An 11,278-nucleotide genomic window follows, 5' to 3' on the forward strand; every position below is an offset into this window, starting at 1 on the left:
GGAAAATATAAATTGTCAGCAAAGAAGCAATCTCGAAGTAGTGGACAATTTTAGGAATATAGATAAGGGCAACTACGTCTCTGACTTCGCCAAAGGCTCGTCAATCGACGAGTTTTCTTTATACTTTAAATAATTTGTATTATTTTCATTTACGATTCATTATCGTTATAATAAATAGTACTACCAAACTTTAAGAAAGGAAGATACGAATGGATGGCCTTGAACCAGGTTCCAGAATTCAAATTCAAAGTTATAAACATAATGGTCAACTCCATCGTGTCTGGGATACAACAACAGTATTAAAAGGGACAACCAATAAAGTAATTGGTGCTAATGACAAAACCCTTGTAACAGAAAGTGATGGCAGAACATGGATTACAAGAGAACCAGCCATCTGCTTTTTTCATGCGAAATATTGGTTTAATATAATCGGAATGCTCCGAGACGATGGGATCCATTATTATTGCAATATTAGTTCACCATTTGTCTTTGAAGATCAAGCAATTAAATATATCGATTATGACTTAGATGTTAAAGTATTTCCAGATATGACTTTTTCTCTTTTGGACGAAGATGAATATGAATTACACAAGGAAGAAATGAATTACCCGAAAGTGTTAGATAAAATATTGCGGAAAAATGTCAATTATTTGTTACATTGGATTAGACAGAGAAAGGGGCCATTTTCACCACAGTTTGTCGATGAGTGGTATGAATTCTTTTTGACGTATCGCTCATAATGCAGAAGAAAAAAGAGGTGAGCATTGCTTGAATAGTATAAAGAGATATTTGCAATTTGTATTTCCATATAAATGGAAAATACTACTTACGATTGTGATCGGGATCGTCAAATTTGGGATCCCTTTAATTATGCCTCTTATCGTGAAATATGTGATTGATGATATTATTGGGGCAGAAGATTTAACATCGAGTGAGAAGTTAACTGAGTTATATTGGCTGATGGGGATTTCTGGTTTGTTATTTATCGTGTTACGACCACCGATAGAATATTATCGTCAATATTTAGCGCAATGGACAGGAAACAAAATTTTATATGATATTCGTGAGCAATTATTTGATCATATTCAAAAATTAAGTTTGCAGTTTTATTCACGTACCAAAACAGGAGAAATCATTTCTAGAGTAGTCCATGATGTGGAACAGACGAAAAACTTTGTCATGACGGGACTTATGAATATTTGGTTAGATATGGTCACTATTTTAATCGCAATTGTTATTATGCTTTATATGGATGTATGGCTAACCATTGTTGCTGTTTCTTTATTCCCATTGTACGGTATATCTGTTAAGATTTTTTATGGGAAACTTCGTTCATTAACGAGAAATAGATCACAGGCGCTAGCTCAAGTGCAGGGGCATTTGCATGAGCGGGTGCAAGGAATTCCGGTTACAAGAAGTTTTGCTTTAGAAGATTATGAAGAAAAACAGTTTGATAAACAAAATAAAAACTTTTTAGAACGGGCGATCGAGCATACTTCCTGGAATGCGAAAACATTTGCAGTTATGAATACTATTACCGATCTAGCACCATTACTTGTCATAGGTTTTGCGGGTTATTTTGCTATAACAACTGATTTAACCGTTGGTACGATAGCTGCTTTTGTTGGTTATATGGATCGAGTATACAGTCCATTACGCCGATTAATTAGTTCTTCTACTGTTTTAGTCCAGTCGATTGCTTCGATGGATCGTGTTTTTGATTTTATGGATGAAGATTATGATATCAAAGACAAAAAGAATGCTAAAAAATTAGATCAAGTTGATGGAACGGTCGATTTTGAACATGTAACTTTCCGATATGAAGAAGAGGAAGAAAAGGTGTTAAAAGATATTAATCTCCATGTGAATCATGGAGAAACCATCGCCCTTGTCGGTATGAGCGGGGGTGGTAAGTCAACGATTATCAGTTTAATCCCGCGTTTTTACGATGTAACGAGCGGTCGTATATTAGTAGATGGAAATGATATCCGTGATGTGGAGGCAAGGTCATTACGAGATAAAATAGGAATGGTGTTACAAGATAATATTTTATTTAGTGAATCGATTGAAATGAACATTAGGATGGGAAACCCAGATGCGACAGATGAAGAAGTAGTGGCAGCAGCAAAAGCAGCGAATGCCCATCGCTTTATTATGGAATTATCAAATGGATATGACACATTAGTTGGGGAGCGCGGAGTAAAGCTATCAGGTGGACAAAAACAACGAATCGCAATTGCTCGAGTTTTCTTGAAAAACCCGCCATTGCTTATCTTGGATGAAGCGACGTCTGCATTAGATTTAGAGAGCGAAAGTTTAATTCAAGATGCTTTAGAAAAACTAGCTTCCGATCGAACCACCTTTATTGTGGCACACCGCCTATCAACAATAACCCATGCTGATCGCATCGTATTAATTGAAAACGGAGAAGTCGTTGAAGAAGGAACACATCAAGAGTTAATGAGACAAAAAGGTCATTATTATAATTTATATCAGGTTCAAGAGTTGGATCAAGAATAGGAATAAAGAAAAGGAGAATCCCATTATGGAAGTGGGATTCTCCTTTTTTTCTGCTTGAAATTAAAATCTTCATATTCATGAAATTGTTGATAACTATTCAATATTTTTTGAAGATGTAGTATTTGTTTATGGTATTCTAAAAGTCTCGAAGCGAGTGGTAATAAGGCTAAGTGATCCTTTTCATCATCTTCGTATACTTTCATTAACGTTTCAACAAGATGAGGAATATTGGGATTGGTGATAACCTCAATCGATTTGGTCGGATTCTTTTTAATTCGCCCCATCGCACTAAGTAAGAGTCTTTCATGGGAATAAATAATTTTATCTAACTCATCGACTAATACTTTTTGGAAGTCTCTAGGGATCGTATCAATTTTATCATCATATTGATGGATTGCTTTTAACGTTTCCAGTGATTTTTTAGAAGTATTAATCATCTGTCTAAAAATGATTAATTTTCTCATTTTCGCAAAACGTAATTTTTTTCGGTAAATTCTTTCCTCGCTATAGAGCATGTAAATATGATCTATGTACCGAAGCTCGGATTGAATTCGTTCAATTTCGGTTTTAAGGGCTGGATCGTCAGATAAATGACGGGTGGAGATACGCAGCCATTGCAAAATATCTGAAGTCATTTGATCGATTTGCTTAAATAAGCGTATATCATACTTGGGCGGTAAGAACAACATATTGACAACAAAGGCACATACTACCCCGAGTGTGAGGGATGCAAAACGAATACCAGCAAAATGCATCAGCAGCATGTCAGTAGTTTCCATCACAGCAAGTACGGCGATAATCGCCAGTGCAATTGTGTTCTCATTCATTTTCATATACATACAAATACCTATCACGATAATAACTGTTACCCCAATAATAATTGGATCATTTCCTATGGAAAAGACAATAATAGCAGCGATACCTACACCAAAAATATTGGCATATATTTGTTCAAGCATGGTTTGAAATGATCGGTAAATATTAGGTTGAATCGCAAATGCTGCTGCAATTCCTGCGTATGTAACGGATTCAAGTCCAATTAAACTGGCAAAATAAAGAGCTGCAGCAACAGCGACCCCTGTTTTTAACATTCTTGCCCCTAGCTTCATAACAACCCACCCTTCTCCTTGTGTCATCATCATTATAACAGGTAATTGTTTCCCAGTGAATCAAGGAATAAATGACGGCAGAATAGATCATAATGATAAGTGTCTGTTGTATGCTAGATAAGCATACATACTGATTATGACGGAAAGGATAGCCGCTATGGAAAATAAAAAACTTGATTTACTTGCATTAGCATCTATTCCATTAGTAATGACGCTAGGAAATTCGATGTTAATACCAGTACTTCCGATTATAGAAAAAGAAATTAATATCTCCGCTTTTCAGTCAAGCTTAATTATTACGGTCTACTCTGTTGTGGCTATAATATTAATCCCTTTTGCTGGCATTCTGTCCGATAAAATCGGAAGGAAAAAGGTCATCATTCCAAGTCTGATTATTGCAGGGGGGGGAGGTGTCTTATCTGCTTTTGCAGCCTGGAGTTTAGATAACCCTTATATGTTGATCTTGATTGGACGTTTTTTACAAGGGATTGGAGCATCAGGTGCTTTTCCAGTTGTCATACCTACAGTAGGGGACATGTTTAAAGATGAAGAAAAGGTTAGTGCAGGACTAGGACTTATTGAAACATCTAATACGTTTGGTAAAGTTTTGAGCCCAATCATTGGTGCTTTACTTGCTATTTGGTTGTGGTATTTACCGTTTATTTCAATTCCGTTTTTTTCTGCTATTGCGATTATCCTTGTATGGTTTCTGGTAAAAACACCAAAGCAAGATGAAGAAGAGGAAAAGCCACAATTTACTGAGGTTATGAAGAAATTAAAACAGGTTTTTCATGACAATGGACGTTGGTTATTGAATACATTTTTTATTGGCTGTATCAATATGTTTGTTTTGTTTGGTTTTCTATTCCATTTGTCCACTTTATTGGAAAAGCAGTATCAAGTAGAAGGTGTCAATAAAGGATTCATTTTGGCAGTTCCATTATTATTTTTATGTATCGCTTCATATACGGCAGGAAAGAAAATTGGGAAAAGTAAAGTGGTAATGAAATGGACCATATTAGCTGGAAATTTATTAGCAGCTGGATCACTCCTTTTCGTTAACAGTGATCAATCTTTAATTTTCATCACTACCCTGTTATCTGTTGCTGGAATCGGAATCGGTGTTTCTTTACCATGTTTAGATGCTTTGATTACTGAAGGTGTGAAAAAGGATGTTAGAGGAACAATTACGTCTTTATATAGCAGTATGCGCTTTTTAGGGGTAGCTGCAGGTCCGCCGGTTATTGCTATTTTAATGGATCGTTTTAATGGGATGCTTTATTATTCATTAGCTGGTTTCAGTGTCATAGCCGCATTGCTTACGTTTTTTGCGATAAAGCCAAGTGCCGAAGACCAATCTGCATAGATATAGAAAAGTGTTACATCCTATAAAAAGGGGGGGAGGTGAGAGAATTGATAAGTTTTGTTGTTAAATTAATTACAGTGCCGCTGGTTTTATTTATTGCAATGTATGCCTCTAATCAAGTAAATTATACGGCTGTTTGGCAGCCAATTATTATTTCGTTATTGTTAATTGGTACAGGCTTAGCGATGGAGTATTTGATACTAAATAAGGAAACCTTATGGATAAGTGTTGCCTTAGATTTTATTACCTCACTTGCTGTTATTTATATTGTTTCTAATTTGTTTGCATTTGCATCCGTATCATTTATCGGAGCTCTGACCCTTTCGATTATTTTAGGTATATGTGAATATATTTTACACCGTTTTTTAATCCAATCCAACAACGTCAAAAAAGCAGCAACTTAGACTGTTTTGGAAGTATATAGAAAACCCTCTTGTATAATACAGGAGGGTTCTTTTTATTTAAGCTGATTAATGGACTTCTCGTTTGCCTTTGTAACAATTAACCAAATTGACAGGAAGAAGTACCTTTTTACATTTGAGAAAAAGCATGGTCGATACAGTGAATCGTTTGATCAATGTCTTCATCGGTATGAGCAGTTGTTAAAAACCATGCTTCATATTTCGATGGTGCAAGATTTATCCCTTGTTTTAACATCAGGTGGAAAAATTGACCGAATTTTTCGCCGTCTGTTGCTTCAGCGTCTGCATAATTTTTCACTTCATCAGCTGTGAAATAAATGGTTAGTGCGCCCTTTAGTCGATTTACTTGTATATCGATTCCACGTCTCGCAGCAGCGTCAAGCATTCCATTTTCCAGCTTTGCTCCAAGTCGGTCTAACTCATCATAAACACCATTTTCTTCAAGAACCTCTAAACAAGCAATACCCGCTGACATAGATGCAGGGTTACCAGCCATGGTACCTGCTTGATATGCTGGTCCTAATGGTGCAACTTGTTCCATAATTTCTTTTTTGCCGCCATAAGCACCAATTGGTAAGCCGCCGCCAATAATTTTCCCAAGAGCAGTCATGTCCGGTTCAACACCGACTATTTGTTGTGCAGAGCCGTAAGTAAATCGAAAACCTGTAATGACTTCATCATAAATGACAAGTCCCCCAGTTTCATGTGTAAGACGATTAACTTCTTCTAAAAAGCCTGGCTTTGGCTCTACAATCCCAAAATTGCCGACGATTGGTTCCACTAACACAGCGGCTACTTGATCGCCCCAATGATCGAGTGCCTCCTGAAATGCATCTAAATCATTAAAAGGAACGGTAATTACTTCTTTTGCTGTTGATTGGGTGACCCCTGCTGAATCAGGGTTGCCTAAAGTCGAAGGGCCTGATCCTGCTTGTACCAATACAGCATCAAAATGGCCGTGATAGCAGCCAGCAAATTTAATGATCTTCTCTCTATTGGTATAAGCTCTTGCGACACGGATCGTAGTCATGACAGCTTCTGTCCCAGAGTTCACAAAGCGTACCTTATCCATTGAAGGGATTGCTTCTTTTAATTTTTGGGCAAAAATATTTTCCAGCTTTGTTGGGGTGCCGTAAAGTACACCGTCTTCCGCTGCTTCCTGAATGGCCTTCGTAATGTGCGGATGAGCATGCCCTGTAATGATTGGTCCATAAGCACCTAAATAATCGATGTACTTGTTACCATCTACGTCCCAAAAGTGTGCACCTTTTGCTTTTTCCATATAAATAGGAGTTCCTCCGCCAACCCCTTTGTAAGCACGGGATGGGGAATTGACTCCTCCTACGATATGTTCTTGTGCTTCTTTATGTAAAACTTTTGATTGATCTATTTGCATAAGAAAACCTCCACTATAGAAAATGCCTGTTTCATTATAGCATTTTCTATAGTGGAGGGGAAAATATCTGGGAACATGTGTCATCACGCCAATATATTTATCGTAAACTAATGATAGGAAAGCTTAACATATCTAGTGCGGGGTGTGCCGATGATAGCTGTTATTTCGATTATTTTAACTGTCTTTTTATTGTGTGGCAGTTTATATGCCTTTATTTTTGGGAAAGCCCATCAAAGAAGCTATTTTTCCTATGAAATTTTTTATACATTATTAGCGGTTTACTTTACTGTGCTCACCTCCTTTGCTTGTCTCTATTTTGTTTTATCGTTTCAAGGAGTACTATTATTAGAAGAAGGCAAATTAAGTGCCATGCCTGCATTCGAAACATTGGCTCATTCCTTTTATTTTAGCGGAGTCACCTTAATGACAGTAGGCTATGGCGATATTACACCAGTTGGATGGGGAAGATTGTTGGCATTATTAGAATCGCTGATTGGATACATTTTGCCGCCCGCTTTTTTCTTGAAAATATGGCAGGTGAAAGATGGGGAAAGAATTCAAGACAATAGGGTGAATTAGTTGAGAGTTCACTTATTTTCCAGTACGCTATGAATAGGATAAAAATCGATGGAGGGATATCAATGTCAGTAGATGTAGGTCAAAAAGTAGCTGATTTCCAATTAGTGAATAATAAAGGGGAACAAATAAGGTTATCTGACTTTGAAGGAAAAAATATTGTATTATACTTTTATCCAAAAGACGATACACCTGGTTGTACAACAGAAGCATGCGATTTCCGCGATAATCATGAAAGCTTCCAAGATTTAGATGCCGTGATTTTAGGGGTAAGCCCTGACTCTGAAGAAAGCCATAAGAATTTTATTGACAAGCATGACTTGCCATTTGATTTATTAGTGGATCAAGAGAAAGAGGTAGCGGAACAATTTGGTGTATGGCAGCTGAAGAAAAAGGCTGACAAGGAATATATGGGTATTGTTCGTTCTACGTTTATCATTGATAAAGAAGGAGTTCTTCGTAAAGAATTCCGCAATGTTAAAGTAGAAGGGCATGTAGAAGAAGCATTGAATTATATTCGTGAAGAGTTAAACTAGAGGTAGAAAGGTGCAAGCTGGTACGGAGCTTGCGCCTTATTTTTTGATACAATAAATATAATAGTGACCGGTAAATGTGGAAAACTGACCGATAAGTGGTTGAAAGTGACCGATAAATAAAAATACTGACCGATAAGTGGTTGAAAGTGACCGATAAATAAAAATACTGACCGATAAAATGAAAAAAGTGACTCGAATAATGGGGAGGTGCTTAAACTTGCGGATTTATACACGATCTGGTGATAAAGGCGAGACATCATTGGTTTATGGAGAACGTGTGCCGAAAAATGATTCGCGGGTAGAGGCTTATGGGACATGTGATGAGCTTAATGCAATCGTTGGAGTTGCGATAAGTCATATTCAACAAATGAATGATTGGAATGGAAAAAAAGAAATGATTCAGAGCTTGCGAAAAGTGCAAACCATCCTCTTTCATGTTGGTTCAGAGTTAGCGACACCGCTTGGCAAAGAGGTAAGCTGGAAGCTGAAAGATAAACATACTGAGGAATTAGAAAAACGAATAGATGCATGGGATAAGCAGTTGCCAGCCTTAACTCAATTTATCCTGCCCTCTGGACATATTGCTTCTACGACGTTACATCATGCTAGAACAGTGGTAAGGCGTGCAGAAAGGTTAGTCGTTTCCTTGCAAAAAGAAAAGAAGGTGCATTCCGATAAAGTGCTCATTTATTTAAATCGATTATCCGATTTTTTGTTTGTTGCGGCACGATTAGTGAACCAACAAGCGGGGGCTGACGAAGCTTTGCTTGAGGCAGATATGTAGGCTTTTATGACGAAAAATTTTGGAAATGAGGCACTAGCGTTCATGAAAACGAGCACTTTTCATATAATAAAGTATAACTTTTTCCCTTTAAAGTAATGGTTTGAGTGAAACGATGTTTGACAGAACGTATAAATAAAGGGTACACTAATTATAAGAATTATAAAGTAATAATTGTATTAATACTGTTTTTTATAAATGAGTATTAAACTTTAATTTTGTAGGGAAAGTGAGGTGCATGGCGGTGTCAGAACATATGTTACAAGAGGCAGTAGATAAATTAAAGTCATCTGGAGTTCGTATTACACCACAGCGTCATGCGGTGTTGGAATTTTTAATGAATTCAGATACACACCCTACTGCTGATGAGATTTATAAAGCTCTTGAAGGTAAGTTTCCAAATATGAGTGTTGCCACAGTATATAATAATTTACGTGTTTTTCGTGAAATCGGACTTGTTCGCGAGTTGACTTACGGTGATTCTTCTAGTCGTTTTGATTGTAATACGTCTAAGCATTACCATATTATATGCGAAGGCTGTGGTAAAATTGTGGATTTCCACTATCCAAGCCTTGATGAAGTGGAATCATTGGCAGAGCAAATTACAGGGTTTGATGTAAGCCATCACCGAATGGAAGTGTATGGTGTTTGTCAAGAATGTAAAAAAGAAAAAAATCAAATTGTATAGTATAAACAAAGCACACGAATTAGTCCGTGTGCTTTTTTTTATTTATTTTGTTTTTTGGAGTTATAACTTTCGTCAAACTCTTTACCTTCTAAACTTTTGTCTAATGTTAATGTTTGTTTACAGTGCATACATGCATCTACTCGGCCTAACATTTTAGTTGGCTTTTCACAGCTTGGACAAATGATAGGAACAGCTCTTGTGGAAAGCATGCCAATCCAGAAATAGACGACTGTACTAAACACAATGGCGATCATACCTAAGATGATAAAAATTAACATGAGCCATTCTATTTTTTTGAATAATAATCCGACATACATAATACCGAAGCCAATAAATATAAGGCTTAAAGCAAAGGTTCGGATTTTATTGATTTTACTTTTATATGTGATATCAGCCATTCTTTTTCCTCCAAGATAATTTACATTATGTTGATTGTAGTATAGCATAAAAGCTATTGCTCGACCAATGTAGAAAAATGTTGTTTAATGTTTCTAGAAGAGGGTATGTTTCAGTTTAGAGATAGGCCTCGTTATTTTTTATCTTGAAATAAAGGGATTGTATTATTTGTATCGAACTATTTATTATAGTGTTATGGAAAAAGGGGGAGATTTAATTGGAGGATATACTCCGTCCAATATATCAGGAAAGAGCGAGTAATCGAAATACACTAGGTATTTTAATTATGGAAAAAAACTGTAGAATTAGTCCAGAGACAGATAATTTTGATTCTATATTATTGGTGGTTGTCCGATCTGCTGATGAAAAATGGGTCGTCAAGCATTATGAATTCGGTGAAAAATCTGCGGCATTACATGTAATAGATCAAGAATTACTAAATGAATGGATGGATACCAGTACATTTCGACGTGCAGTAGAATGGATCATTGAGGGAAGAATTATTTACGATCGAAATGAGTATTTAGCAAATTTAAAAGAGACACTACGAGTATTTCCTTTTGAGAAGAGAAAATTACGATTGTCGATTGAGTTTTCGAAGTTGACAAGGAGTTATTCGGAAGCAAAACATTTATATGATTCCAGTAATTATTTAGATGCGTACAGCAGATTACTCCGTACCTTACATTATCTAGGTCGCATAGCGATTATTCAGAAAGGGTACCATCCAGAGGTTTTAGTTTGGAGTCAGGTAAAACGAATCGATCCAGAAGTTTATAAATTATACGAGGAATTAGTTCGTAGTAAGGAAGAAGCAAAAAAACGGGTGGAATTAATGCTAATGGCAATTGAGTTGTCGGTAAATAAGCGCCTCGATATATGTGCAGAGCATTTAATAGAAGTAATGAATACGCAAGAAGCTCCATGGGGTTTTGGCGAGTTAAAGGTACATCCTGAAACAGATCCATATAAGTATGATTTAGTTAGCATGTTAGAATATCTGGTATCAAAAGATAAAGTAGAAGTGGTTTTAGAAGATACAAAAAGTGAGAAGATAAAGCATCGCAAATATAAAGTAAAGACTGACTAAAGGGACAGTAGTGGGGGCATGTGAGTGTTTCTGCTACTTTTTTATTGTTATGAAAAGGAAGGAAAGTAAGTGGAACATTTCATGGATAGGTGCATATACTGCTTTTGTCAGAGAGAAAGAGTTTGAAAGTTAAATTTTAAAAACCTGTTGACACATGATGAAGGTGCGTGCTATATTATTACACGTCGCCGAAACGACAGAACGAAAACACAACAAACTTCATCAACAACCAACAAAAAAGTTTTTGAAAGTTGTTGACTTACTGATTTTGAGTGTGTTATTATATTTTTTGTCGCTTTAAAAGAGGCGAACGAAACAGCAAGACAAATTAAAAAAAGTTATTGACATTATTAATCTATTTTGTTATTATTAATAATTGTCGCTAACAAAAATTGATC

The 11,278-nt window shown here is 36.3% G+C and carries 12 protein-coding genes; 9 read left to right on the forward strand and 3 right to left on the reverse strand.

The features are described 5' to 3' along the window. Positions 1–209 precede the first annotated feature (209 nt). Together ntdP and GHD00_RS20350 are read left to right on the forward strand one after the other, a co-directional pair. Positions 210–740 (forward strand): nucleoside tri-diphosphate phosphatase, encoded by a 531-nt coding sequence (gene ntdP / locus GHD00_RS20345; protein ID WP_163540017.1) that lies wholly within the window; start codon positions 210–212, stop codon positions 738–740. A 28-nt stretch (positions 741–768) separates the two neighbouring features. Beyond that, positions 769–2,520 carry an ABC transporter ATP-binding protein gene (locus GHD00_RS20350; RefSeq protein ID WP_163540018.1) on the forward strand — a complete coding sequence of 584 codons (1,752 nt, stop codon included), beginning with the start codon at positions 769–771 and terminating at the stop codon, positions 2,518–2,520. A gap of 23 nt (positions 2,521–2,543) precedes the next feature. Here the strand turns inward: GHD00_RS20350 and GHD00_RS20355 are convergent, their stop codons facing one another. Further along, positions 2,544–3,629, reverse strand: coding sequence for an FUSC family protein (locus GHD00_RS20355; RefSeq protein WP_163540019.1), 1,086 nt, complete (start codon positions 3,627–3,629; stop codon positions 2,544–2,546). Between the two features lie 157 nt (positions 3,630–3,786). On the opposite strand from GHD00_RS20355, the gene bcbE reads away from it, so the two are divergent. Together bcbE and GHD00_RS20365 are read left to right on the forward strand one after the other, a co-directional pair. Next, positions 3,787–4,995: a bacillibactin exporter BcbE gene (bcbE, locus tag GHD00_RS20360; protein WP_163540020.1), complete on the forward strand. Its 1,209-nt coding sequence runs from the start codon at positions 3,787–3,789 to the stop codon at positions 4,993–4,995. A 47-nt stretch (positions 4,996–5,042) separates the two neighbouring features. After that, entirely contained in the window at positions 5,043–5,399 is a 357-nt protein-coding gene (locus GHD00_RS20365) for a DUF2512 family protein (protein ID WP_163540021.1), read from the forward strand. Between the two features lie 127 nt (positions 5,400–5,526). Here the strand turns inward: GHD00_RS20365 and GHD00_RS20370 are convergent, their stop codons facing one another. Then, a complete protein-coding gene (locus GHD00_RS20370; RefSeq protein ID WP_163540022.1) occupies positions 5,527–6,813 on the reverse strand; it encodes a glutamate-1-semialdehyde 2,1-aminomutase in 1,287 nt (428 codons plus the stop codon). A gap of 150 nt (positions 6,814–6,963) precedes the next feature. Here GHD00_RS20370 and GHD00_RS20375 point away from each other — a divergent pair, with 150 nt between their 5' ends. From GHD00_RS20375 to perR, 4 genes are all read left to right on the forward strand, one after another. Then, on the forward strand, positions 6,964–7,392 hold the full coding sequence (locus GHD00_RS20375) for a potassium channel family protein (RefSeq protein ID WP_163540023.1): 429 nt from the start codon (positions 6,964–6,966) through the stop codon (positions 7,390–7,392). 62 nt (positions 7,393–7,454) lie between these two features. Beyond that, positions 7,455–7,925: a thioredoxin-dependent thiol peroxidase gene (gene bcp, locus GHD00_RS20380; protein ID WP_163540024.1), complete on the forward strand. Its 471-nt coding sequence runs from the start codon at positions 7,455–7,457 to the stop codon at positions 7,923–7,925. Positions 7,926–8,142: 217 nt separating this feature from the next. Beyond that, a complete protein-coding gene (locus GHD00_RS20385; protein WP_163540025.1) occupies positions 8,143–8,709 on the forward strand; it encodes a cob(I)yrinic acid a,c-diamide adenosyltransferase in 567 nt (188 codons plus the stop codon). A 235-nt stretch (positions 8,710–8,944) separates the two neighbouring features. Beyond that, on the forward strand, positions 8,945–9,394 hold the full coding sequence (gene perR / locus GHD00_RS20390) for a peroxide-responsive transcriptional repressor PerR (RefSeq protein ID WP_163540026.1): 450 nt from the start codon (positions 8,945–8,947) through the stop codon (positions 9,392–9,394). 38 nt (positions 9,395–9,432) lie between these two features. Here perR and GHD00_RS20395 read toward each other — a convergent pair whose 3' ends face one another. Further along, entirely contained in the window at positions 9,433–9,792 is a 360-nt protein-coding gene (locus GHD00_RS20395) for a YgzB family protein (protein WP_163540027.1), read from the reverse strand. Between the two features lie 215 nt (positions 9,793–10,007). Here GHD00_RS20395 and GHD00_RS20400 point away from each other — a divergent pair, with 215 nt between their 5' ends. Beyond that, a complete protein-coding gene (locus GHD00_RS20400; protein WP_163540028.1) occupies positions 10,008–10,880 on the forward strand; it encodes a nucleotidyltransferase-like protein in 873 nt (290 codons plus the stop codon). Positions 10,881–11,278: the final 398 nt, after the last annotated feature.

Source organism: Gracilibacillus sp. YIM 98692 (assembly GCF_010993965.1).
Taxonomy (GTDB): Bacteria; Bacillota; Bacilli; order Bacillales; family Amphibacillaceae; genus Gracilibacillus.

Excerpts from the sequence above, each read along its gene's own strand:
- ntdP (WP_163540017.1), top strand. The coding sequence starts at position 210 with ATGGATGGCCTTGAACCAGGTTCCAGAATTCAAATTCAAAGTTATAAA.
- GHD00_RS20355 (WP_163540019.1), bottom strand. The coding sequence starts at position 3,629 with ATGAAGCTAGGGGCAAGAATGTTAAAAACAGGGGTCGCTGTTGCTGCA.
- bcbE (WP_163540020.1), top strand. The coding sequence starts at position 3,787 with ATGGAAAATAAAAAACTTGATTTACTTGCATTAGCATCTATTCCATTA.
- GHD00_RS20370 (WP_163540022.1), bottom strand. The coding sequence starts at position 6,813 with ATGCAAATAGATCAATCAAAAGTTTTACATAAAGAAGCACAAGAACAT.
- GHD00_RS20375 (WP_163540023.1), top strand. The coding sequence starts at position 6,964 with ATGATAGCTGTTATTTCGATTATTTTAACTGTCTTTTTATTGTGTGGC.
- bcp (WP_163540024.1), top strand. The coding sequence starts at position 7,455 with ATGTCAGTAGATGTAGGTCAAAAAGTAGCTGATTTCCAATTAGTGAAT.
- perR (WP_163540026.1), top strand. The coding sequence starts at position 8,945 with ATGGCGGTGTCAGAACATATGTTACAAGAGGCAGTAGATAAATTAAAG.
- GHD00_RS20395 (WP_163540027.1), bottom strand. The coding sequence starts at position 9,792 with ATGGCTGATATCACATATAAAAGTAAAATCAATAAAATCCGAACCTTT.